The following is a 23,907-nucleotide window of genomic DNA, read 5'->3' on the forward strand; positions in this document are numbered from 1 at the left end:
GCAAGGCGAAGACGTTCCGTTCAGGCCGCGTTTTTGCGACGGCGCAAAACGGCGGTCGCGGCCAGAGCCGTCAGCAGCAACACGCCGCCAGCAGGCAGAGGAACCGGAGCGACCGCATCGAGCACAACTTCAAAGGCAAGATCGCTTCCCACACCTTGCCAGTTGGAAGTCCAGTTGCTGACGCCCCAAAGTGACGTGTCGCCGGTGTTGTTCTGGAACACGAATGCGCCGCCCGCATAGCTGTCAACGCCCGCAACAGAGCCCCAACGAGCATTCCCCTCGGTCAGCGCCTGAAGAAAGGCCACGTATTGGCCGCTACCCAGTGCCGTGGTGCCGGTATTGACCGTGACGGTCTGCATCGAAGCAGACCCGATGGTCGCGCCCATTGTAGAAAAAATCGCAGAACCCACTGTTTTGAACCCGTCCCAGGAGAACACATTGGCCTGAAAGTCCATTGAAAGCCCGAAATCGTTCACCCGAAAGCTGAAAGCGTTCAGAACGGAAAGCGCCATCACGCTGAAGGTCTGCCCGTAGGCTGCCGTATCCGGCAGACCCCAACTGTATATAGTGCTGTTTTCGTCGGCCAGCGTCGAAATCGTCGCGGCATTGGCGTTGCCAGAGAGGCCGATCGACAAAGCGGCGGCGATCAGTGTCGGCGTGAATCTATGGGTCATGATCAGTCCCTGACATCAAAAATGTTACGGCAAAATTTTTCCGGAAGGAACGATGTGACGAAGTTCCTCCCGCTTCATTCATAGTTTGTTAAGTGTTAATTATCGGTTAATTAAGAGTTAACTTGCGCTGCACAGGCCGCAGCAAATGACTGGTTTGCCCCCCGGTTCCGACAGGTACTGCACGCCTTTCTCGCCGCGCGGGGCAAACGGCACTCTGAGTCCGCTGCACACTGCGATTCACCTTTGCCTGCAGTTTCCCTTCGCCCGATGTCGCCCCCTGCCCCCGAAATTTCGCCCCGATCCGGGGATGCGTCGTTTTCCTCCCTTTCCCGAAGGCGGAGCTTGGTCTAAATGGGCGCTATCCCGACCCCCGGATCTGGCAGGAGACGCCCATGAACGCCCCGCACCGTGACAACGGCTTTTTCACCGAAACTCTGTCCTCGCGCGACCCCGAGCTGTTCGGCGCGATGACGCAGGAACTGGGGCGTCAGCGCCATGAGATCGAGCTGATCGCATCGGAAAACATCGTCAGCCGCGCCGTGATGGAGGCGCAGGGTTCGGTGATGACCAACAAGTACGCCGAAGGCTATCCGGGCAAACGCTATTACGGCGGCTGCCAGTATGTCGACATTGCCGAAAATCTGGCGATCGACCGCGCCTGCCAGCTGTTTGACTGCGGCTTTGCCAATGTGCAGCCAAACTCGGGCTCGCAGGCCAACCAAGGCGTGTTCCAGGCGCTGCTGCAGCCGGGTGATACCATTCTGGGCATGTCTCTGGACGCAGGCGGCCACCTGACCCATGGTGCCGCGCCCAACCAGTCTGGCAAGTGGTTCAAGGCGGTGCAATACGGCGTGCGCAAGCAGGATCTGCTGCTGGACTATGATCAGGTTGCCGCCCTTGCGACCGAGCACAAGCCCAAGATGATCATCGCCGGTGGTTCCGCCATTCCGCGCATCATCGACTTTGCCCGGATGCGCGAGATTGCGGATTCGGTGGGCGCTTACCTTCTGGTCGATATGGCGCATTTTGCCGGGCTGGTGGCGGCGGGCCTGTACCCCTCGCCCTTCCCGCATGCGCATGTGGCCACCACCACCACGCACAAAACCCTGCGCGGGCCGCGTGGCGGGATGATCCTGACCAACGATGAGGCTCTCGCCAAGAAGTTCAACTCGGCCATCTTCCCCGGCATTCAGGGCGGACCGCTGATGCATGTGATCGCGGCCAAGGCAGTGGCGTTCGGCGAGGCGCTGCGGCCCGAGTTCAAGACCTATCAGGCACAGGTGATCAAGAACGCACAGGCGCTTGCCGATCAGCTGATGAAAGGTGGTCTTGATATCGTCACCGGCGGCACCGACAGCCACCTGATGCTGGTCGATCTGCGGCCCAAGGGCGTGAAGGGCAATGCGACCGAAAAGGCACTGGGCCGGGCGCATATTACCTGCAACAAGAACGGCATCCCGTTTGATACCGAAAAGCCCACCATCACCAGCGGTGTGCGGCTGGGCACCCCCGCAGGCACCACGCGCGGCTTTGGCGAGGCAGAGTTCCGCCAGATCGGCGACTGGATCACCCAGGTGGTCGACGGGTTGGCCGCCAATGGCGAAGACGGCAACGGCGACGTTGAAGCCCGCGTAAAAGCCGAGGTCGAGGCGCTGTGCAAACGCTTCCCGATCTATCCGGAACTGTGATCCGGGCGTCTTGAGCCGGGCCGCTCATCGGTCCCTGCCGGTCCCTTTTCGCTGGTGCGCCCGCGAAGAGGGACTGCAAGGGACCGATGAGCGCGCGGTCAGGGGTCAGATCCGGCCCTGCAACCTCTGCACCAGCAGCACCAGTGCGCCCACCAGCATCAGGCCCAGAACCACGGTGACACTGATGCGCAGCAGGGCGCGCAGGCTGGCCGATCCCGGGCTTTGCCCTGACAGGTGGCGCAGGCAGCTGTCGTAGCAGCTTGCCACACGGGCCGGGTCGATCTGCACCAGCAGCTTGGGGTTCTGCGCCTTTTCGGCCAATGCGGCCAGTTCCTGCGCCTGCGCCCGCACGCCCCTCGGCAACAGCCGCCCGCCCCGGCGCAGCTTTTCCGTCAGGCCCTTGCCCCGCACGCCAAGGCGTTCTTCCATCAGGCCGGCGACCCGGTCGGCCATCTGCTGGATTGTGATCGCGCTCATGCCCGGCCCCTTTTTGGCAAAGCTTAAGCCCGGGCTGCAAAATCCTCAACGCCCCAAATGCGCAACACCACTGGCAGGGCTGGCAAACTGGCGGTAATAGGGTGGCATGCTTGCCACGATCCATCACCCCGCCGCCACCCCGTCCGATGCCTTGCCGCTGGTCATTGCCCATGGGCTGTATGGCTCTGCCCGCAACTGGGGGGTGATCGCGCGGCGGCTGGCGGATGTGCGCGATGTGGTGGCGGTCGACATGCGCAACCATGGCGACAGCCCACGCGATCCGGTGCAGGGCTATCCGGAAATGGCGGCAGATCTGGCCGAGGTGATCGGCAGCCTTGGCGGCCGCGCCGATCTGCTGGGCCATTCGATGGGCGGCAAGGCGGCGATGCAGCTGGCGCTGACCGACGGCGCGCGGGTCAGGCGGCTGGTGGTGGCCGATATCGCCCCGGTGGCCTACGGCCACGACCAGTCACACCATGCGCGGGCGATGCAGGCGCTGGACCTCACCGGCATCACCACCCGCGGCGAGGCGGACCGTCGGCTTGCGCAAACGATAGAAGATGCCAGCCTGCGGGCGTTTTTCCTGCAATCGCTGGACCTGAAGGCGGCAGGCGGCCCGCGCTGGCGGCTGAACCTGCCGGTGCTCCAATCCGAGATGCCGAAAATCGTCGGCTGGCCCGGCACGACCGGCACCTTTGACGGGCCGGCGCTGTTCCTGACCGGGGCCGACAGCCCTTACGTCAAGCCAGAATACCGCGACACCATCCGCGCGCTGTTCCCTGCCGCGCGGTTCGCGAAGATCCCCGGCACCGGCCATTGGCTGCACGCCGAAAAGCCGCGCGACTTTGAAGAAACCGTGCGGGTGTTCCTGACCGCGTGATCAGGCCAGCCGCTTTGCCACCAGCCAACTGGCCGGCAAGGCGGCGACAAAGCCGATGGCTGCGGCAAGCAGGATCGGGCGCAGGGTGTCATTGCCCGTTGTCAGGGCGATGATCACCGCCACCCCCATCAGCGAGGGGGCAATGATCGAGAAAAGCAGGGCTGTCAGTCGGGTCATCGCAAGGCCACTCCTTTTGTGCTGTCTGACCAATAGCGCAGCCCCCACCCCGGCGCCTTGACCCAGATCAAGCCGCCGCCGCCGCTTGGCCGCCGACGGCCCGCCGACAATCGCGCAGACCTGACGGAACCCGAGTGCCGCGCCGGGGTTGACCGCATGGAACTGCCCGCCGAGCCTTACGCCACACTGCGGACCCGCGATTATACTGACCTGTCAGGGACACCTTTTTCATGAAACTCTTTCACTGCCAGTGCTGTGGCGAAATCCTGTATTTCGAGAATACGGTCTGCCTGCACTGCGGCAATATGCTGGGCTATCTGCCCGACGAAGACCGGATGCTGGCGGTTGAGGCCGACGGCCCGGTCTGGCGCGCCCTGCCCGACGCGGCGCTGGCCGATGGCGCGTCCGGCACCGACCCCGGCCCCTTGCGCTTTTGCCGCAACTGGGAACGGTCTGCCTGCAACTGGATGCACCGCAGCGCGGGCGGCGATGGCGACGGCCCGGCGGGCTATTGTCTGGCCTGCCAGCACAACCGCACGGTGCCAGATCTGTCCACCCCGGCACATGTGAAGCTGTGGACGAAGATGGAGGCGGCGAAGCGGCGGCTGATGTATTCGGTCCTGCGGCTGAACCTGCCGCGCCCCCTGCCCGACTCGGGCCACCCCGAACCGCTGGTGTTCGACTTTCTGGCCGATGATCCGGGCAGCACCGAAAAGGTTCTGACCGGCCATTCCGACGGGGTGATCACCATCGCCCTGATCGAGGCCGACGACGCCGCACGCGAAACCCGGCGCAGCCAGATGGGCGAGGCCTACCGCACCCTGCTGGGCCATTTCCGGCATGAGGTCGGGCACTACTACTGGGATCTTCTGGTGCGCGACGGCGATGCGCTGGACGCCTGCCGCACCCTGTTCGGCGATGAGCGGACCGATTACGCCGAGGCGATGAAAACCCATTACAAAATGGGTGCCCCCGAAGGCTGGGAAAACCGCTTCGTGTCCGCCTATGCCACCATGCACCCCTGGGAAGACTGGGCCGAAACCTGGGCGCATTACCTGCACATGGTCGACACGCTGGAAACGGCAGCGGCACTGGGGCTGCGGGTCAATGCCGGGCAGGCCCTTGCGGCGCGGGTCGATACCGACCCCCATCACAGCCGTGATGCGGCGCAGCTGATCGGCAACTGGGTGCCGCTGACGCTGGCGCTGAACAGCCTGAACCGCTCGATGGGGCAAAGTGACCTCTATCCGTTCTCGCTGCCCGCCGAGGTGCAGACCAAGCTGCGCTTTGTGCATGATCTGGTGCAGAGGTGCCATCCGGGTGCCGCCAACCCCTTACCCCTATGACATTGGCCAAGGTGTGACAGCAGCAGCCCTCGTTTCCGTGACCCCGGCAGGAGCGCCCGTTCCCATGCGAGACCCCATCTGTGTGCTGGCCAATGCCGGGTCGGGACGGAAATCCGCCGCGCGGATCGGGCAGTTGATCGCGCCCCTGCAGGCGGCAGGGCTGGCGCATGAGGTGCGGCTGATCCGCAAGGGCGCGCAGATCCCCGCCGCCGCCCGCAAGGCGCGCGAGGATGGCTTTGCCACCATCATCGCCGCCGGGGGCGATGGCACCATCTGCAGCGTGGCCACCGAACTGGCCGGATCGGACATCGCGCTTGGCATCCTGCCCTTGGGCACCTTCAACTTTTTCGCCCGCTCGCTGGGGCTGGACACTGACCCGGGGTCGGCGATGATCCAGCTTCTGGCCGGGGTCGAAACGCAAGTGGCGGCGGGCGAGGTGAATGGCAAGCTGTTCCTGAACAACGCCAGCCTTGGCCTCTACCCCGCCCTGCTCGAACGGCGCGAGGCGGCCTATGCCAGATGGGGCCGGTCACGGCTGGCGGCCTATTGGTCGGGGCTGCGGGTGCTGGCCACCTATAACCGCCCCAGCCGGATGACCTTGACGATCGACGGGGTGGTGCAGGTCCGGCACTCGCCGATGATCTTCATTGCGCAGAACGCCTATCAGCTGGAAGAATACGGCATGCACGAAGGCGTTGACCTGATCCGCAAGGGCCAGCTGGCGGTCTATATCGCGCCCGAACTGCGGCGCTGGCAGCTTCTGGGCTTTGCCCTGCGCATTGCGGTGCGCATGGCCCGGCCCTACCGCGATTTCACCCTGATCGGTGCCGAGGCGCTACAGATCGAGACCCGCGCCCGCCGCCGCACCATCGCCCGCGATGGCGAGCGCGAGAAAATGGCGGCCCCCTTCGCCTTTCGCACCCTGCCCGGCGCGCTGACGGTGATCGTGCCGGTGATCGCCCCCGCCCCCGTGCCAGAGGCGGCGTGATGGGCCGGTTGCTGCACCTGTCAGACCTGCATTTCGGCACCGAACGGCACGGGCTGGTGGCCCCCCTGATCGCACTGGCGCGGCGGTTGCGCCCCGATGCCGTGGTGATCTCGGGCGATCTGACACAACGCGCCCTGCCCGCGCAATGGGCAGCGGCGCAAAGGCTGATCGCGGCCCTGCCGGGGCCGGTGCTCTGCATTCCCGGCAACCATGACGTGCCGCTCTACAACCCGCTGGAGCGCCTGCTGCGGCCATGGCGCGGCTATCGCGCCGTGGCAGGCCCGGATCTGGAGCCGGTGGTCGAGACCGGCGATCTGCTGGTGGTCGGCGTCAACACCACCGACCCTTACGTCTGGCAGCGCGGCACCCTGCGTCCCGCATCGCTGCGCCATGTGGCGCAGGTGTTCGCCCGTGCCCGTCCCGGCCAGCTGCGCGTGGTGGCGCTGCACCACCCGCTGACCACGCCCGCCGCCACCGGCAAGACCCCGATGAAAGGCGCTGATGCCGGGGCCGAATCCCTCGCCCGCGCCGGGGCCGATGTCATCCTTTCCGGCCACCTCCACCTCTGGGCCGCCGCCCCCTTCGCCCTGCGCAAAGGCGCGCGCTCCATGCTCTGCGTGCAGGCCGGCACCACCCTGTCGTCGCGCCTGCGGGGCGAGGACAATGACCTGAACCTGATCGACTTCGATCAGGGTCTGGTCACCGTCACCCGCTGGCGCACGGTGGGGGACACGCTGGACTACGAGGCCGACAACGTGACGCGCTATCAGCAGGATAACGCGGATATGGGGTGGTTGAGCTCAGGCTTTTGAGAACAGGGTGCGAAATAGCATAACTTCGAAATCGTTTGGTCGTTTCACAAAATCATCCGCTGTGCGCCAAAGAGACGTGACCAAAAAGGGAGTCCTTGGCGCATGCTTACTTGGATCAGTCGGGTATCGAAGAGGATAATCGCCAGACCCATGTAGTCTTCCAAGCTCAAGAACATACTCTACAATCAGAGTCGGAATTTCAGCATGGCTTGGAACATCAGGATAAAACCCTTTCGCGCGCTCTACTTCTGCCACCAATTCCGCATTGTAAGCTACATGGCCTCGAACTGGCTCACAAACAGCTGCGTGCCACATCCCCACGATATCATGTCCTTGGCGGCCTGATTTCGGCGGCACCTGATTATTCAGATGAAAACACGCTTTAAGCATCAACTCGAGACCATGACCTGCGAGCGCTAGGGTCGGACGAAAAAGTACGCGACCTTTCGCTGGCTGCGCCTCGACCAAAGTGAGAGCGGCTTCAAGATATTGCTTTGCGACCATGGCGTGTTGCCCGGCCTCTGAATCAAAAAAGTCGGTCATATTACGTCCATCCGCTCACCATGGAGCCGACAAATACAACACCCTCACAACAGATCTTCTTCCTCACCCGTCACATCCACCCCCATCGCCTCCAGCCCGGCCTCCAGATTTTCCGCCAGATGCGGCATCCCGGTCAGGTAGGTGGCGGTCGGCGTGGTGGCCTGGGTATAGGCGGTGGCAAGCGCCTCGGCGTAATCCTCGGCCTCGAACGCGCCGCGCCCGACCCAGGCAAGCGCGGTCAGGTGGGCTTTTTCATCCTCATTCAGGTTCTCGATAAAGGCGTGCAGCTCGGCGGCGGCAATCGGGCCTTCGCGGTGCTGAAAGATGATCTGAACGACTTTGGACGCGCTGATGTCTAACATGGCATTCCCCCTGCCCCATGCTGCGCCGATGTGGGGCCATGTGCAAGGTCAGGGACCCATTCCCGGCAGAAAACCGGCAGCCACGGGCGCCTGACAACTCAGGCGCCCGCGTCATGCTGTAAGCCATACGTCAGCCATACGTGGGCCATACGTACATCATACCCCGGTTATTCCGCCGCTTCGGCGTAGCTTTCCACCGGCGGGCAGGTGCAGATCAGGTTGCGGTCGCCGTACACATTGTCGACCCGGCCCACCGGCGGCCAGTATTTATCCACCCGGAACGCCCCCGGCGGAAAGCACCCGGCCTCGCGGCTGTATTTGCGGTCCCAGTCGGCGACAAGGTCGTTCACCGTATGGGGCGCATGGCGCAAGGGGCTGTCTTCGCTCGATATTTCGCCGTTCTCCACCGCCGCAATCTCCGCGCGGATCGCCAGAAGCGCTGTGATGAAGCGGTCAATCTCGGCTTTGGTTTCGCTCTCAGTCGGCTCCACCATCAGCGTGCCCGAGACCGGCCAGGACATCGTTGGCGCATGAAAACCGTTGTCAATCAAGCGCTTGGCAATATCATCCACCGTCACGCCCACATCGGCAAAGGCGCGGGTGTCAAGGATGCACTCATGCGCCACCCGGCCCTTGTTGCCCATGAACAGAATGGGGTAGGCCCCCGCCAGCCGCGCCGCGATATAGTTGGCGTTCAGGATCGCCACACGTGTCGCCTGCGTCAGCCCCTCGCCGCCCATCATCAGACAATAGGCCCATGAAATCAGCAAGATAGAGGCCGACCCATAAGGTGCCGCCGAGACCGCCCCCGCATAATCCTCGCTTTGCGGGCCTGCGCCCGCGGGCCCGCAAAGCTCGGTATGCCCCGGCAGAAACGGCGCCAGATGCGCGCCGACACCAATCGGCCCCATGCCGGGACCACCGCCGCCATGCGGGATCGCAAAGGTCTTGTGCAGGTTCAGGTGGCTGACATCGCCGCCGATCTTGCCGGGTTTCACCAGCCCCACCAGCGCGTTCATGTTGGCACCGTCGATATAGACCTGACCGCCGTGATCATGGGTGATCTGGCACACCTCGCGCACGGTCTCTTCAAACACACCATGGGTAGAGGGATAGGTGATCATGCAAGCCGCCAGACGGTCGCCCGCGGCAGCGGCCTTGGCCCGGAAATCCTCCACATCGATGTCGCCATTGGGCGCGGTTTTCACCACCACCACCTGCATCCCCACCATCTGAGCGCTTGCCGGGTTGGTGCCATGGGCAGATGTGGGGATCAGGCAGACCTTGCGCTGCGCATCGCCGCGCGATTTGTGATAGGCCTGAATGGTCAGCAGCCCGGCATATTCCCCTTGGGCACCGGAATTTGGCTGCATCGACATCGCGTCATAGCCGGTGATCTCGCACAGCTTGGCCGACAGATCATCGATGGCCTCTTTATAGCCAAGGGCTTGATCTGCCGGAGCAAAAGGATGCAATGACCCAAATTCCGGCCAGGTGATCGGCATCATCTCTGCCGCCGCGTTCAGCTTCATCGTGCACGACCCCAGCGGGATCATCGCGCGGTCGAGTGCCAGATCGCGGTCGGACAGGCGGCGCATGTAGCGCATCATTTCCGATTCGGCGCGGTTCATGTGGAACACCGGATGCGTCAGGTAATCGGTCGTGCGCACCATGGCCTCGGGGAAGCCCAGCTGCGCCCGGTGGGGCGGCACGCCCTCTACCCCAAAGGCGCGCAGGATGCGTTGCAGCACGCGTTCATCTGTCGTCTCATCCAGCGCGATGCCCACGCGGTCGGTGCCGATCTTGCGGAAGTTCAGCCCTTCATGCCGGGCAGCGGCAAGAATGCCGGTCTGGCCCACCCCCACCTCAACCGTGATGGTGTCGAAGAACGCGGCGGGGGAGACCTTTGCCCCGGCGGCTTTCAGCGCGCGGGCAAGGCGGTTGGCCCCGAAATGCACCCGTTCCGCAATGGCGCGCAGGCCCAGCGGGCCGTGGAACACGGCATACATCGACGCCATCACCGCCAGCAGCGCTTGTGCTGTGCAGACGTTGGACGTGGCCTTTTCGCGCCGGATATGCTGTTCGCGGGTCTGCAGCGACAGGCGATAGGCCTTATTCCCACGTGAGTCGATCGACACACCCACGATCCGCCCCGGCATTGACCGTTTCAGATCATCACGGCAGGACATGAAGGCGGCATGCGGGCCGCCATAGCCCATGGGCACACCAAAGCGCTGCGCCGAACCGACGGCGATATCGGCCCCCATCGCGCCCGGTTCTTTCAACATACACAGCGCCAGCAGGTCAGTCGCCACGATGGCGAGCGCCTTGGCACCGTGCAGCGCGGTAATCTGGTCAGTAAAATCAGTCACATGGCCATAGGTGCCCGGATACTGGAAGATCGCGGCGAATACCGCCGATGGGTCCAGCTTTGCCGGATCGCCGATGATGACTTCAATCCCCAAAGGTTCCGCCCGGGTCTTGATCACGCCGATGGTCTGCGGGTGGCAGTTGCGGTCGACGAAAAAGCCGCGCGCCTTGGATTTGGCAGAGCGTTCGGCCATCGTCATCGCCTCGGCCGCGGCTGTTGCCTCGTCCAGCAGGCTGGCATTGGCGACCGGAAGCCCGGTCAGGTCGGCCACCATGGTCTGATAGTTCAGCAAAGCCTCCAGCCGCCCTTGGGCGATTTCGGGCTGATAGGGGGTGTAGGCTGTATACCACGCGGGGTTTTCCAGAATATTGCGCTGGATCGCGGGCGGCGTCACCGTGCCGTAATAACCCTGCCCGATCAGGCTGGTCATCACCGTGTTCAGCTTGCCGACGCTGCGCATCTTGTCCAGCAGTTCATGCTCGGCCAGCGGCGCCCAGGACAGCGGCGTGTTCTGCCGGATTGATTTCGGCACCGTTTCATCAATCAGCACGTCGAGCGTGGGCACGCCCACCACCTGCAACATCGCCTCCATCTCGGCGGGCGAGGGGCCGATGTGGCGGCGGTTGGCGAAATCATAGGGATCATAGGCGACGGGGGTATAGGTCATGGCTTGCCTGCGAATATCAGCGGGCGGGCGCAGGAGTGCGCCCACCGTCAGCGCGTCAGGGGAAAGGATCAGCCGATGAAATCGGCGTATTCGTCTTCGTCCATGTAGTCATCAAGGGCGGCCAGATCGTCGATCTTCATCTTGAAGAACCACGCATCCCCGGTCGGATCTTCGTTCACCAGCGCGGGTTTATCGACCAGCTTGGTGTTGACCTCGACAATCTCGCCGTCCAGCGGGGCCAGAATATCCGACGCGGCCTTGACGCTTTCGATCACGCAGACCTCATCGCCCTCGGCCACCATCGTCTCGGTTTCCGGCAGTTCGACGAAGACCACATCGCCCAGCTGGGTGGCGGCGTGTTCGGTGATGCCGACGACGACCAGATCGCCCTCGACGCGCATCCATTCGTGTTCCTTGGTGTATTTCATCGCAGTGCCTCAGCGTTTGTAGGTGGTGGGATGGAAGGGAATCGGGGTCACGGTGACGGCCATGCGCTTGCCGCGCACTTCGCCCTCCAGCGCGGTGCCGGGGGCGGCATGGCTGGTCGCGACATACCCCATGGCGACGGGGGCCTGGACCGAGGGGCCGAAGCCGCCGGAAGTGACCTCGCCCAAGGGCGTGCCGTCCGGGTCAAACAGTTGCGTGCCTTCGCGCATCGGGGCACGGGTCTGCGGAGACAGGCCGACGCGCAGGCGTTCGGGCCCTTCGGTCAGTTCCTGCAAAATGCGGTCGGCCCCGGGGAAGCCCCCGGCGCGGGCCCCGCCAGAGCGGCGCACCTTCTGGATCGCCCATGTCAGCCCGGCCTCGACCGGGGTGGTGCCGGTGTCGATGTCATGCCCATAAAGGCACAGCCCCGCCTCCAGCCGCAAAGAGTCGCGCGCGCCAAGGCCGATGGGCATGACGCCTTCGGTGGACAACAGCGCGCGGGCAAGGTCCGCAGCACCCGCCTCGGGCACCGAAATCTCAAAACCGTCTTCGCCGGTATAGCCCGAGCGGCTGACCCACATCGGGCCAAAGCTGGTGTCAAACACCCGCACATCCATAAAGCGCATCTCGGCCACACCGGGCACCCACGCAGCAAGCGCCGCTTCGGCCAGCGGCCCCTGCAGCGCCAGCAGGGCGCGGTCGGTGATATGCTCGACCTCTGCCACCGATGACAGATGGGCGGTCATATGGGCGACATCGGCATCCTTGCAGGCGGCGTTGACCACGACGAACAGATGATCGCCGCGATTGGCGAACATCAGGTCATCCAGAATGCCGCCCTGTTCGTTGGTGAACAGGCCATAGCGCTGGCGACCCTCGGCCAGCCCCGCCACATCGACCGGCATCATCGCCTCGAACCCCGCCACCAGCGCGGCCATGTCGCCGGTTGGCCGCAGGATCACCTGCCCCATGTGGCTGACATCGAACAGCCCGGCAGCAGACCGTGTGTGCAGGTGTTCCGTCATCACGCCCGCAGGGTATTGCACCGGCATGTCATAGCCCGCAAAGGGCACCATCCTGCCGCCAAGGCTGACATGCAGATCGTGCAGCACAAGCCGTTTCAGGTCAGACGTGTTCAGGTCGGTCATTCCGCCCCCATATTTTCCGCCGGACAGCAGATTCCGGCACCGTTCAGACAGACTGATCCCTGCCCTGCGATGCCCCCTCTGTCCTTGCCCGTTCTGCCTTTCGGCAATCGGGCGCCTGAGATCGTTATCCCTTCGGCGGGCCAAAAGGCCACTCTCCAGAGTTCCGGTGCCAAGAACGGTCCCTTGCGCCTGAGAGTTTACCGGGGCGGTTGCTCCTTCGGCACCGGATGCCGTGCTTGCGCGCGGCCCCCGGATTCTCCCGATCCTGACAAGGATGATCTAGCGCGCGGGTGCATCCGCTGGCAAGGGGGAAACTGAAAGCGACACCCTGACGCGCCGGACCGACAGCGCAGGTGCCTAAGCCTTGGGCTGCACGCCGTATTGATCGACCACCCGGAACACCAGCCACAGCGAGACGATGCCATAGATTACCCCGCCGACCGCCTGCCCGATCAGCACGCCTTGCGCGCCCCAGATCCCGGCAAACCACAGCGCAATGGGGATGGTGCCCAACGTATGGCGGCCCCAGTTGAGCAGGGTGGACAGGAAGGGCCGGCCCAGATTGTTGCAGGCGGCGTTCGAGATGAACAGCAAACCGTTGAAGAAAAACAACAGGCACAACGGCCCGCAGAACAGGAACACCAGATCGCGGGTGATGCCTTCAGCATGGAACAGATCGGCAATCGGACCGCGCAGCACAAACAGCACCAGTGTGACCAGACTGATCACCACGGCGGTAAAGATCACCGCATCCCAGATCGCGCGGCGCACCCGGTCAATCTGCCCGGCCCCCGCATTCTGGCCGATGATCGGCCCGATGGCCCCCGCGAGCGCAAAGATCACCCCCAGAGCCACCGGCGTCAGCCGACCGGTAATCGCCATACCCGCCACCGCCGCCTCGCCGTAAGGCGCAATCAGCCGGGTGACAAAGGCCTGCCCGACCGGGGTCGCCACCTGCGTCAGAATCGCCGGACCGGCAATGCCCGCCATGCCGCGCGCATCTTCCGCCAGTTCCGGCACAGTCACCCGGGTAAAGCCGCCGTAATGCCGCCACAGCGGCCAGACCGCCATGGCCGCCACCATCAGCCGTGACAGGTTGGCCGCCCATGCCGCCCCGCTCAACCCCCAGCCAAAGCCGAAGATCAGGATCGGGTCGGCAATCGCCAGCACCACCGCGCCCCAGACCGTGACCATCATGGATCGCTTGGCATCGCCATGGCTGCGCAACACCCCTGCCCCGGTGATGCCCAGCATCAGAAAAGGCTGGCCCAGCATCGACAGGCTCAGATAGTGCACCGTCGCCTCTGCCGTCGGCCCTGTCGCCCCCAGCAGACCCACAATCGGCCCCAGCGCCGCCCAGACCACGGCGGTAAATGCCACCCCCAGCCCCAGCCCCAGCACCAGCCCGTTGGTCGCCCGCCGCCGCGCCAGATGCGCCTCGCGCTGGCCAAGGGCGCGGGCCACAACGGCAGATACCGCGATGGAAACGCCGATGCCAAAGCTGGTGGTGAAAAACAAAACCGCCCCGGCATAGCCCACCGCTGCGGTGGCCACCGGGTCAAGCAACCACGAAATATACAGGATGTTGATCAGATCAACGCTGAAAATCGCCATCAGCCCGACCGAAGAGGTCAGCGACATCACCACGACATGCCGCATCAGGCTGCCGGTCACAAAGCGCGGTGCCACCCCGCCAGCCGCAGACCTTGCCCCCGCACTCATCCTCAGACCTTCCCGGCTTTCATCTTGACAAAAATACTCTCGGGGGTAGCCAATTGGTTTCGCCATTGGTCCGAGAACCCAATTGGCTGGGGGGCAGACAGCCCCTCAAAGGCTAGGGCGTTTTTCCAGCAGCGGCAGCACATCGGCCATTTCGGGGCCATGCTCCTGCCCGGTCATCGCCTTGCGCAGCGGCATGAACAGGCCCTTGCCCTTGCGGCCCGTCGCCTCTTTCACTGCTGCAGTCCACTGGCCCCAGGTCTCGCGCGTCCAGGGCTGCGGGGGCAGAAGATCGAACGCCTGTGCGATGAAGTCCCGGTCCTCATCCGCCACCAGCGGGGTCGCTCCGTCGCGGAACAGGGTCCACCAGCCCTCCAGATCCGCCAGTACGGTGATATTGCCGCGCGCCACGGTCCAGAAACCTTCGGCCTTGTCGGCAGGCACGCCCAAAGCGGCGATCCGCGTCTGCACCGCGTCGAAAGGCAAGGCCTGCACATAGTGCCGGGTCAGGGGGAACAGGTCCTCTGCGTCGAACTTGGTGGGGGCGGAACCAAAGCTGCCAACCTCAAACCCGTCGATCAGCTCATCCATAGAGCTGACCAGCTCCACCGGCTTGGATGACCCCAGCCGCGCCATCAGGCTCAGCAGCGCCAACGGCTCCACCCCCCGCGCGCGCAGGTCGCGCAAGGACAGGGTGCCAAGGCGTTTGGACAGCTCCTCGCCCTTGGCCCCGGTCAGCAGCGAATGGTGGGCGAAATCGGGCGGGGTGCCGCCCATGGCTTCCATGATCTGGATCTGCGTCGCGGTATTGGTCACATGATCGGCACCGCGCACGATGAAGGTCACGCCCATATCAATATCGTCGACCGACGAGGCAAAGGTATACAGCACCTGCCCGTCAGCGCGGATCAGCACCGGGTCAGAGACCGAGGCCGCATCAATCGACACCGGGCCAAGGATGCCATCGGTCCATTCAATCCGGTTCTGGTCCAGCAGGAACCGCCAGTATCCGGCGCGCCCCTCAGTCCGCAGCTTCGCCTTGTCATCTTCCGACAGGTGCAGCCCGGCGCGGTCATAGACCGGCGGCTTGCCCATGTTCAGCTGCTTCTTGCGTTTCAGGTCCAGCTCGACCGGCGACTCGAACACCTCATAGAACCGGCCCCTGGCCTTCAGGTCTTCTGCCGCCTCGCGGTAGCGGTCCATGCGCAGCGACTGGCGTTCCACCCGGTCCCAGTGCAGGCCCAGCCACTCCAGATCGGCCATGATGGCGTCGGAATATTCCTGCTTGGACCGTTCCTGATCGGTATCATCCAGCCGCAGGATGAACTGGCCGCCGGATTTGCGGGCGATCATGTAGTTCATCAGCGCGGTGCGCAGATTGCCGACATGGATATAGCCGGTCGGCGACGGGGCAAAACGGGTAAAGGTGGGGCGGGTCATTCGGGCATCTCCTGCAACCGCTTCTCCCTGTCACAGCGGGTGTGGATTGTCCAGTTTGCGCAGTTCGGGCCCGCACCTTCCACCGCCCCGCCCGCGTCCCTATATCGGGGCGATGACCCAGACCCCGCCCGGCGCATATGCCCCCGACCTTGCCCAGATCGAACAGCTTGCGCAGGACGCCATCGCGGGCCTGCCCGGCCCCTACCGCGCGGCGGCGGGCGCAGTGCGCCTGCGGGTCGAGGATTTCGCACCGGATGAGATCCTGCAGGCGATGGATATTGACGATCCCTTTGAACTCACGGGGCTTTATGAAGGGATTCCGCTCACCGAAAAATCGGTCAGCGACCAACCCGTGCAGCCCGATGTCATCTGGCTGTTCCGCCGCCCGATCCTGGATGAATGGCTGGACCGGGGCGATGTGTCGCTGAACGAACTGGTCAGCCATGTTCTGGTGCACGAGCTGGCGCATCATTTCGGCTGGAGCGACGCCGACATCGCCCGCATTGATCCGTGGTGGGAATAGGCCGTTTCGCGCGCCTGCGCACGGGTCTTTGCGCGCCAATGCACGGCACATGACGGGTCCGTGACTGGCGGGCCGGCGGATCGGGGCTACCATTGCGCCACACCGCAACCCGGAGGTTCCCCATGACGACGCCCAGACTGACCCGCCGCTCGGCCCTGTTTGCCGCCGCCGCCGTGCCGTTCGCCCCTGCCCTGCTGACCCGCCCCGCCCATGCGAGCGCAGAAATGATGGGGGCTGAGATGCCCGGCTTCAACCGCTTCAAACTGGGCGGGTTCGAGGTGACGACGCTGCTGGTGGGCAGCCGCCCGCTGGAAAACCCGCAGGAAACCTTCGGACTCAACGCGTCGCCCGAAGAGTTCGCCGCGCTGTCTGAGGCGAATTTTATCCCGGCGGACATGAGCCAGAATTTCTTCACGCCCACAATCGTGAACACCGGGGCCGAGCTGGTGCTGTTTGACACCGGACTTGCGCCTGATGCGATCACCGGCGTGCTGGCGGCGGCGGGCTATACGCCCGACCAGATTGATGTGGTGGTGCTGACCCATATGCACGGCGACCACATCGGCGGCATCGCGGGTGACGCAGGGGTAACCTTCCCCAAAGCCCGCTATGTGACCGGCTCGGTAGAGCACAACCACTGGATGTCCGCTGGGAACGAAGGCTTTGACACCAAGGTCGCCCCGCTGTCCGACCAGATGACCATGCTCGATGGGGGCGGCTCGGTCGTGTCCGGCATCACTGCGGTAGAGGCCTTCGGTCACAGCCCCGGCCATATGGCCTATATGCTGGAAAGCGACGGGCAAAGCCTGCTGCTGGCCGCCGATGCCGCCAACCACTACGTCTGGTCGCTGCAAAAGCCGGACTGGGAAGTGCGGTTCGATATGGACAGGCCGGCAGCTGCCGCCACCCGCAAGGCCCTGTTCGGCATGCTGGCCGCTGACCGGGTGCCCTTTGTCGGCTACCACATGCCCTTCCCCGGCGTCGGCTATGTCGAGGCGATGGGGGATGGCTTCCGCTTTGTGCCGATGAGCTATCAGATGATGCTGAACGGCTGACAGGACAAGGGGCGGGAAAAACCCGGCCCGCACAGTTGAAAGGGGGCGGATCATCCGCCCCCTTTTTGCAATCAGCCTTTCAGCTTGGCCGCAATTTCCACCGTGCGCCGGGCCTGATGGCCGATGGAGGCCTTGGCCTTGTCGTCAAACGCAGCCCCTTGGGTGTGGCTGTAGCCATAGGGGTTGCCGCCGGTTTCAAACAGCGCCTTGTCGGTGTAGCCGGGGGCGACAATGATCGAACCCCAATGCATGAAGGTGGTGTAAAGGCCCAGAATCGTTGCCTCTTGCCCACCATGCGGGTTCTGCGCCGATGTCATGGCACTGACCGCCTTGTTGGCCAGCTTGCCGCTGCCCCATTGCCCGCCCAGCGTGTCGATAAAGGCGCGCAGCTGGCTGGGGGCCGCGCCGAACCGCGTCGGGGCCGAAAACAGATAGGCATCGGCCCATTCCATGTCCTCCGGCTTGGCGACCGGAATATCGGCAACCTTTTCAACCTGCGCTTTCCACGCATCCTGACCCGCCACTACAGCATCGGGGGCGGTTTCGGAGATGCGCAGCAGCTTGACCTCGGCCCCCGCCGCACGCGCGGCTTCGGCGGCGATTTCGGCCATCTGATGGTTGGTGCCATAGGTGGAATAGAACAGGACGGCGAGTTTGACAGACATGGGCGAGCCTCCGGGCTGCTGTGAATGTGGCGGTGCAGACGTGAGCCTGAACCTGTGCATTCTTTGTGGGAATTACAACATTCCGCGCAGGCTTGGTGCGATTTCGCACACTACCATCGGGCCCGCCTGCACAGGGGCGGTTTACCCACCGCTCTGATCGCGCCAGCGGTTGGCAATCGGATAGCGCCGGTCCAGCCAGAACGCCTTTTGCGTCAGCCGCGTGCCGGGCGCAGATTGAAAGCGCTTGTATTCGGCGATATAGAGCAGGTGTTCGATCTTCTTCACCGTATCGCGGTCAAAGCCTTCGGCCACCAGTTCGGCCACCGATGCCTCCCGCTCCACCAGCCCCTCAAGGATGGCGTCGAGCACTTCATAGGGCGGCAGGCTGTCCTGATCGGTCTGGTCGGGCCGCAGCTCGGCCGACGGCGGTTTGGTGATGATCCGCTCGGGGATCACCTCGCCGCCCGGGCCTTTCATCCAGTCCCGGTGGTTTTCATTGCGCCAGCGTGCGGTCAGGAACATGCGGGTTTTGTACATGTCCTTGACCGGATTGTAGCCGCCGTTCATGTCGCCATAGATCGTGCAATACCCCACTGCCATTTCGGATTTGTTGCCGGTGGTCAGCAGCATCTCGCCATATTTGTTCGAGATTGCCATCAGCATCACGCCGCGCAACCGGCTTTGGATGTTCTCTTCGGTGATGCCTTCCTCAGTCCCCGCAAACAGCGGTGCCAGCGTTTCCCCCACCGCCTTTTGCGCGGCGGTGATCGGCACCGTATCCAGACGGCAGCCCAAGGCACGGGCGCAGCGCTCGGCATCTTCCAGCGAATGCGCAGAGGTGAATTCCGACGGCAACATCACACAGCGCACATTCTCCGGCCCCAGCGCATCGGCGGCGATGGCGGCCACGATGGCCGAATCAATGCCGCCGGACAGGCCAAGCACGGCCTTCCTGAACCCGGTCTTGGCGAAGTAATCCGCCACCGACAGCACACAGGCGCGGTAATCCGCCTCGCCGATCGGGGGGATATCGGCAATCTCGCCCGGGTCGGCGCGCCAGCCATCAGGGGTGCGCCGGAACAGGATCTGCGTCACATGTTCATCAAACTGCGGCAATTGCGCCGCCAGATGGCCGCCGGGGTTCAGCACCATGGATGATCCGTCAAACACCTGATCATCTTGCCCGCCGACCATGTTCAGATAGACCAGCGGCAACCCGGTTTCCACCACGCGGCTGATCATCAGGTTCAGCCGCAGGTTCGGCTTGCCCCGGTGGTAAGGGCTGCCATTGGGCACCAGCAGGATCTCGGCCCCGGTTTCGGCCAGCGTTTCCGCCACATCGGGGTGCCAGGCATCCTCACAGATCGGCGATCCGATGCGCACCCCGTTGATGGTGAACGGCCCATGCACATCGGCGGCGGTGAACAGGCGCTTTTCATCGAACAGGGAGTCATTGGGCAGATGGTGTTTCAGCACCGTGGCAGTGACCCGCCCACCGTGCAGGATGTAATAGGCGTTGAACAGCCGCCCCTCCTGCACCGCTGGCCCGCCGATGGCCAGTGCCGGTCCATCGGCACACTCCACCGCAAGCTGGTGTATTGCCGCAATGGCCGCCTGCTGGAAGGCCGGTTTCAGGATCAGGTCCTGGGTCTGATAGCCGGTGATGAACATTTCGGTCAGCGCCACAAGGTCGGCCCCCCGCGTCCGCCCCTGTTCCCAGGCGGCGCGCGCCTTGGCTGCATTGCCGCGCAGATCGCCCACGGCCGGGTTCAGCTGGGCAAGGGTCATGCGGAACTCGTCGGCCATGGCGGCACCTTCTTCGACTGCGGACAAGCTGGTTCTAGCAGGTTGCCCGCCAAGGGAAAGTGATTGCGACATGGGGACCGCCCTGCTTGTCAGGACCACCCCGCACCGCTAGGCTTTGCACGAATTGACGGCAGGGGGACGGAATGCGCCACAGGCTACGGATGATGACAGGCTCGATCCTTCTGGGCCTTGCCCTGCCATGGGGCGCAGTGGCGCAGGATGGTGACATCGTCACCAAGCAATATGACGACGGCTCGTTCTACGAAGGCACCTTTCAGAACGGTCGCCAGCATGGCACCGGCACCTATACCCTGCCCAACGGCTACAGCTACACCGGCGACTGGGTGGCGGGTGAGATCCTTGGCCAAGGCGTCGCGCGCTATCCCAACGGCTCAGTCTATGAGGGCCAGTTCGCCGCAGGAAAGCCCGAAGGGCGCGGCAAGATCGCCTATGCCAATGGTGGCAGCTATGAGGGCGACTGGTCCGGCGGCAAGATGACCGGCGAAGGTGTGGCGCGCTATCCTGACGGCTCGGTCTATACCGGGGCCTTTGTCGACGGCAAACACCATGGGCAGGGCGTGCAGGACGGCCCCGGTGGGTACCGCTATGAAGGCGGCTGGGCCGAAGGTCTGAAACAGGGCAGCGGCAGGATCACCTATGCTGACGGGGCCGTCTATGACGGGATGCTTGTGGCGGGTGAACGGCAGGGCACCGGCACGCTGACCATGCCGGACGGGCTGACCTATGTCGGCGACTGGGTGGCGGGGCAGATCAACGGCACCGGCACGCTGACCCAGCCCAATGGCGATATCTATGAGGGCGGCTTTGCCGATGGCCAGCGGCAGGGTCCGGGCAAGGCGACCTATGCCAGTGGCGATGTGTTCGAAGGGCTGTTTCAGGCCGACCGGCGCAGCGGCAAAGGCATCTTCCGCGCCGGCGACGGCACCGTGCTGGACGGTGACTGGGTCGATGGCCGCCTGACCGGAACCGGGCGCATCACATTCCCCGACGGCTCGGTCTATGAAGGGGAGGTGCGGGACGATCAGGCCGAAGGCAGCGGCAGGATCACCTATGCCGACGGGTCCACCTATGACGGCACCTGGGTGGGTGGCGTGATCGAAGGCACCGGCACCGCGACCTATGCCAATGGTGCGACCTATACCGGCGGCTTCAGCGCCGCCCGCCCGGACGGCGAGGGGCGGCTGACCCTGGCCGATGGCTACAGCTTTGAGGGCACCTTCGTCGACGGCCAGCGGCAGGGCAAGGGCGTGGCCACCTACCCCGACGGATCGGTCTACGCCGGCGACTTCGTCGCGGGCCTGCGTCAGGGCAAGGGCGCAATCACCGGACCGGACGGCTTTCGCTACACCGGCGACTGGAACGCGGGCGAGATCGAGGGCACCGGCACCGCCACCTATCCCAATGGCGATGTCTATGAGGGCGGCTTCGTCAAAGGCCGCCGCGCCGGCCCGGGCAAGCTGACCTATGCCAGCGGCCAGACCGCCGAAGGGCTGTGGGAAAACGGCATCCTGACCGCCCCCACACCCGCCCCAGAGACCGGAACCGAGGCCGGGACCGGAACCAGGGACGAAGCTGCCCCGGCAGAGGCAGCGCCCTCCCCCTGACGTTGATCTGCCCTCTCCCTGACGTTGATCTGCCCTGCCCCCTGACCTTGATCTGATGGAGCGCGCGAAGCGCGCAAGCTTTTCAGGTCGCCTGCGCGGGCGTTCGCCCGCTTGGCTCCGCCGGGGGCTACGCGCCCCCGGACCCCGCGGAGTATTTGGAAAAGCTGCAAGTCATTGGCCTGCATTGCACCTTTCTGAAATACTCCCCGCGCGCGGACGCGCCTCTCAGCAAACCGCCGTACAGCCCCCCATAGCACACGACCGGCACCAGCCTGCGGTGGCAACGCCGTCACGGGGGGCTCGATGCCCCCCGGGACGGCACCGCGCCTCCGGTCAGACGGTTGTTCCCGACTCCAGCCGCTGCAGGAACGCATCGGCACCGGACAGGGTGGCCTGCCTGCGGGTCTGATCCATCTTGTCCCAGGTGCGGTACATCTGGGCCATGCGCGGGTTGGTCTGAAAGCGCTCGCGGTGGCGTAGCAGAAAGTGCCAGTACAGCAGGTTGAACGGGCAGGCGTCCGGGCCGGTCTTGTCCTTCACCTTATACCGGCAGCTGCCGCAATAGTCCGACATCCGGTCGATATAGGCCCCTGACGCAGCGTAGGGTTTTGATCCCAGCACGCCGCCATCGGCGAACTGGCTCATGCCGATGGTATTCGGGGCCTCGACCCATTCAAAGGCGTCGATATAGACTGACAGGTACCACGCGTGCAGCGCCTGCGGGCTGATCCCGGCGATCAGGCCGAACAGGCCGGTCACCATCAACCGCTGGATGTGATGCGCATAGGCCAGATCCCGGGTCTGGGCGACCGCGTGGGACAGGCAGGCCATATCGGTCTTTGCCCCCCAATACAGCGCGGGCAGGGCGCGATCTGCACCAAGCGCGTTCTGATCCGCATAACCGGGCCCGTGCAGCATGTAGATCCCGCGCACATATTCGCGCCAGCCAATGATCTGACGGATAAAGCCTTCGACCGCGTTCAGCGGGGCCTTGCCCGCCCTATAGGCGGCTTCGGCCACCGTGCAGACCTCCATCGCCGACAGCAGCCCGATGTTGAGATAGGGCGACAGCAGCGAATGGCTGAGCGTGGGGTCATCCGCCAGCATCGCATCCTGTTCATCGCCAAAGCGCGGCAGGGCGTGGGCGATGAACCAGTCCAGCGCGACCAGTGCATCGGCGCGGGTGACGCCCCAGCCAAAGGGCCGCAGGCGACCGAAATGGTCAGGGAACTGCGCCGCGACCAGATCCAGCACCTCTGATGTCACGGCATCCGGGTCAAAACGCGGCGGGCGCGGGCGGAACAGGTCTGCTTTTGCCGCTTTGCGGTTGTCGTGGTCAAAGTTCCACTGCCCGCCGACGGGCTGGTCCCCGTCCATCAACAGCCCGGTCTTGCGCCGCATCTCACGGTAGAACCACTCCATCCGAAGCTGTTTGCGGCCCTCGGCCCATGTCGCAAATTCGGCGTCAGAACACAGGAACCGGTCATCCGCAGCTTGGGTCACCGGCAGCGGCATCCCGTCCAGCGCTTCAATCAGCCGCCATTCGCCGGGGCGGGTGGCGTGGATGTCGCTGGCCCCCAGCTCTGCCGCCCGGCGCAGCAGTTCGCCGGGGATTGACTGGGTGTTGCCCGGGTCATCAAGGCGGGAATAGGCGACGGTCCAACCCGCGCCGCGCAGCTCAGCCGCAAAATGCCGCATGGCGGACAGGATCAGCGCGATCTTTTGCGGATGATGCGGCACATAGGTGCCTTCCGCCCGCACTTCGGCCATGACCACCACATCGCGCGCCGGGTCAGCCGCCCGCAGGGCGGCAATATCGGGGGTCAGCTGATCGCCAAGGATCAGGACAAGGCGCCTCACCATGGGACCGGCTTGCCTTGCCAGTCGAAAAAGCCGCCACTCTGGTCCGGGGTCAGGGCGTCGAGCACGGTCATGAGGTTGCGCGCCGCATCCTCCGGGGGCACAGCATGGCCACCTGCGTATTTCTGCGTCAGCGGGGTGGCGACCGTGCCGGGGTGCAGGCAGACCACCACTGCCAGCGGATGGCTGCGGGCCACCTCTATGGCGGCGGTGTGGATCAACTGGTTCAGCGCGGCCTTGGCGGCACGGTAGCTGTACCAGCCGCCAAGCCGATTGTCCCCGATGCTGCCCACCCGCGCCGACAGGGCGGCAAACCGGCTTGGCCGGTCCCTTGGCAACAGGCGCAGCGCGTGCTTCAGCACAAGGGCCGGGCCGATGGCATTCAGCGCGACCTGCGCCGCCATTGCCGCCGGATTAAGGCTGCGCAGGGATTTCTCGGGCGCGGCCCCGTTCAGCTCCAGCGCGCCGGTGGCGACGAGGATGCGGTCAAAGCTGCCGTCAAGCCCGCCGATCAGCCGGGCGATGCTGGCCTCATCGGTCAGGTCCAGCCCGTGGTCGCGCCGCGACAGGCCCACCCCATCCGGGCCGCAGGCGGCAAGCACTGCCGCCCCTATTCCGCCTGAGCTGCCAATCACCAGTGTCCGCATCTTTTGCC

At 64.6% G+C, this 23,907-nt stretch carries 22 protein-coding genes and 1 riboswitch; of the genes, 8 read left to right on the plus strand and 14 right to left on the minus strand.

Annotation, left to right across the window (positions count from 1 at the left end; genetic code table 11):
* Window positions 1–20: 20 nt before the first annotated feature.
* Window positions 21–674, minus strand: coding sequence for a VPLPA-CTERM sorting domain-containing protein (locus tag Q7J44_RS16855; protein ID WP_304881854.1), 654 nt, complete (start codon window positions 672–674; stop codon window positions 21–23).
* Window positions 675–1,066: 392 nt separating this feature from the next.
* On the opposite strand from Q7J44_RS16855, the gene glyA reads away from it, so the two are divergent.
* Window positions 1,067–2,362: a serine hydroxymethyltransferase gene (gene glyA, locus Q7J44_RS16860; protein ID WP_304881856.1), complete on the plus strand. Its 1,296-nt coding sequence runs from the start codon at window positions 1,067–1,069 to the stop codon at window positions 2,360–2,362.
* Between the two features lie 105 nt (window positions 2,363–2,467).
* Here glyA and Q7J44_RS16865 read toward each other — a convergent pair whose 3' ends face one another.
* Window positions 2,468–2,839, minus strand: coding sequence for a hypothetical protein (locus Q7J44_RS16865; protein WP_304881858.1), 372 nt, complete (start codon window positions 2,837–2,839; stop codon window positions 2,468–2,470).
* Window positions 2,840–2,945: 106 nt separating this feature from the next.
* Here Q7J44_RS16865 and Q7J44_RS16870 point away from each other — a divergent pair, with 106 nt between their 5' ends.
* Window positions 2,946–3,719: an alpha/beta fold hydrolase gene (locus Q7J44_RS16870; RefSeq protein ID WP_304881859.1), complete on the plus strand. Its 774-nt coding sequence runs from the start codon at window positions 2,946–2,948 to the stop codon at window positions 3,717–3,719.
* Here Q7J44_RS16870 and Q7J44_RS16875 read toward each other — a convergent pair whose 3' ends face one another.
* On the minus strand, window positions 3,720–3,896 hold the full coding sequence (locus tag Q7J44_RS16875; protein ID WP_304881861.1) for a CTP synthetase: 177 nt from the start codon (window positions 3,894–3,896) through the stop codon (window positions 3,720–3,722).
* A gap of 230 nt (window positions 3,897–4,126) precedes the next feature.
* Between Q7J44_RS16875 and Q7J44_RS16880 the strand changes: the two genes are divergently transcribed.
* The 3 genes from Q7J44_RS16880 (at window position 4,127) to Q7J44_RS16890 (ending at window position 7,042) form a co-directional block, all read left to right on the plus strand.
* Window positions 4,127–5,242, plus strand: coding sequence for a putative zinc-binding metallopeptidase (locus tag Q7J44_RS16880; RefSeq protein ID WP_304881863.1), 1,116 nt, complete (start codon window positions 4,127–4,129; stop codon window positions 5,240–5,242).
* A 64-nt stretch (window positions 5,243–5,306) separates the two neighbouring features.
* Window positions 5,307–6,230 (plus strand): diacylglycerol kinase family protein, encoded by a 924-nt coding sequence (locus tag Q7J44_RS16885; RefSeq protein ID WP_304881865.1) that lies wholly within the window; start codon window positions 5,307–5,309, stop codon window positions 6,228–6,230.
* The gene (locus Q7J44_RS16890) at window positions 6,230–7,042 is read left to right on the plus strand and encodes a metallophosphoesterase (protein ID WP_304881867.1); all 813 of its coding nucleotides are present in this window, start codon (window positions 6,230–6,232) and stop codon (window positions 7,040–7,042) included. The genes Q7J44_RS16885 and Q7J44_RS16890 overlap by 1 nt, the downstream gene beginning before the upstream one ends.
* Here the strand turns inward: Q7J44_RS16890 and Q7J44_RS16895 are convergent.
* The 7 genes from Q7J44_RS16895 to gltX form a co-directional block, all read right to left on the minus strand.
* Complete coding sequence (locus Q7J44_RS16895; protein WP_304881869.1) at window positions 7,031–7,585, minus strand: hypothetical protein; 555 nt, start codon at window positions 7,583–7,585, stop codon at window positions 7,031–7,033. The genes Q7J44_RS16890 and Q7J44_RS16895 overlap by 12 nt on opposite strands.
* A gap of 44 nt (window positions 7,586–7,629) precedes the next feature.
* Window positions 7,630–7,947, minus strand: coding sequence for a DUF3775 domain-containing protein (locus Q7J44_RS16900; protein WP_304881871.1), 318 nt, complete (start codon window positions 7,945–7,947; stop codon window positions 7,630–7,632).
* A gap of 167 nt (window positions 7,948–8,114) precedes the next feature.
* The gene (gene gcvP / locus Q7J44_RS16905) at window positions 8,115–10,985 is read right to left on the minus strand and encodes an aminomethyl-transferring glycine dehydrogenase (protein ID WP_304881873.1); all 2,871 of its coding nucleotides are present in this window, start codon (window positions 10,983–10,985) and stop codon (window positions 8,115–8,117) included.
* 68 nt (window positions 10,986–11,053) lie between these two features.
* Window positions 11,054–11,413: a glycine cleavage system protein GcvH gene (gene gcvH, locus Q7J44_RS16910; RefSeq protein ID WP_304881875.1), complete on the minus strand. Its 360-nt coding sequence runs from the start codon at window positions 11,411–11,413 to the stop codon at window positions 11,054–11,056.
* A gap of 9 nt (window positions 11,414–11,422) precedes the next feature.
* Window positions 11,423–12,559: a glycine cleavage system aminomethyltransferase GcvT gene (gene gcvT, locus Q7J44_RS16915; RefSeq protein ID WP_304881876.1), complete on the minus strand. Its 1,137-nt coding sequence runs from the start codon at window positions 12,557–12,559 to the stop codon at window positions 11,423–11,425.
* Window positions 12,560–12,725: 166 nt separating this feature from the next.
* A riboswitch (glycine riboswitch) is annotated at window positions 12,726–12,831 on the minus strand.
* A gap of 85 nt (window positions 12,832–12,916) precedes the next feature.
* Window positions 12,917–14,281 (minus strand): MATE family efflux transporter, encoded by a 1,365-nt coding sequence (locus Q7J44_RS16920; RefSeq protein ID WP_304881878.1) that lies wholly within the window; start codon window positions 14,279–14,281, stop codon window positions 12,917–12,919.
* A gap of 105 nt (window positions 14,282–14,386) precedes the next feature.
* Complete coding sequence (gene gltX / locus Q7J44_RS16925) at window positions 14,387–15,718, minus strand: glutamate--tRNA ligase (protein ID WP_304881880.1); 1,332 nt, start codon at window positions 15,716–15,718, stop codon at window positions 14,387–14,389.
* Between the two features lie 112 nt (window positions 15,719–15,830).
* Between gltX and Q7J44_RS16930 the strand changes: the two genes are divergently transcribed.
* Entirely contained in the window at window positions 15,831–16,241 is a 411-nt protein-coding gene (locus Q7J44_RS16930) for a metallopeptidase family protein (protein WP_304881882.1), read from the plus strand.
* A gap of 122 nt (window positions 16,242–16,363) precedes the next feature.
* The gene (locus tag Q7J44_RS16935) at window positions 16,364–17,296 is read left to right on the plus strand and encodes an MBL fold metallo-hydrolase (RefSeq protein ID WP_304881884.1); all 933 of its coding nucleotides are present in this window, start codon (window positions 16,364–16,366) and stop codon (window positions 17,294–17,296) included.
* Between the two features lie 71 nt (window positions 17,297–17,367).
* Here Q7J44_RS16935 and wrbA read toward each other — a convergent pair whose 3' ends face one another.
* Together wrbA and Q7J44_RS16945 are read right to left on the minus strand one after the other, a co-directional pair.
* Window positions 17,368–17,961 (minus strand): NAD(P)H:quinone oxidoreductase, encoded by a 594-nt coding sequence (wrbA, locus tag Q7J44_RS16940; RefSeq protein WP_304881886.1) that lies wholly within the window; start codon window positions 17,959–17,961, stop codon window positions 17,368–17,370.
* 141 nt (window positions 17,962–18,102) lie between these two features.
* On the minus strand, window positions 18,103–19,767 hold the full coding sequence (locus Q7J44_RS16945) for an NAD+ synthase (protein WP_304882028.1): 1,665 nt from the start codon (window positions 19,765–19,767) through the stop codon (window positions 18,103–18,105).
* Between the two features lie 143 nt (window positions 19,768–19,910).
* Between Q7J44_RS16945 and Q7J44_RS16950 the strand changes: the two genes are divergently transcribed.
* Window positions 19,911–21,392 (plus strand): MORN repeat-containing protein, encoded by a 1,482-nt coding sequence (locus Q7J44_RS16950; RefSeq protein WP_304881888.1) that lies wholly within the window; start codon window positions 19,911–19,913, stop codon window positions 21,390–21,392.
* Between the two features lie 333 nt (window positions 21,393–21,725).
* On the opposite strand, the gene Q7J44_RS16955 is transcribed toward Q7J44_RS16950, so the two are convergent.
* Both Q7J44_RS16955 and Q7J44_RS16960 read right to left on the minus strand, forming a co-directional pair.
* The gene (locus Q7J44_RS16955; protein ID WP_304882030.1) at window positions 21,726–23,252 is read right to left on the minus strand and encodes a cryptochrome/photolyase family protein; all 1,527 of its coding nucleotides are present in this window, start codon (window positions 23,250–23,252) and stop codon (window positions 21,726–21,728) included.
* Window positions 23,249–23,899, minus strand: a complete 651-nt coding sequence (locus tag Q7J44_RS16960) for an SDR family NAD(P)-dependent oxidoreductase (RefSeq protein WP_304881890.1) — start codon at window positions 23,897–23,899, stop codon at window positions 23,249–23,251. Before Q7J44_RS16960 ends, Q7J44_RS16955 begins: the two co-directional genes overlap by 4 nt.
* Window positions 23,900–23,907 lie beyond the last annotated feature (8 nt).

The sequence above is a fragment of the Pseudotabrizicola sp. genome, assembly GCF_030656345.1.
In the GTDB taxonomy this organism is placed as follows: Bacteria; Pseudomonadota; Alphaproteobacteria; order Rhodobacterales; family Rhodobacteraceae; genus Pseudotabrizicola.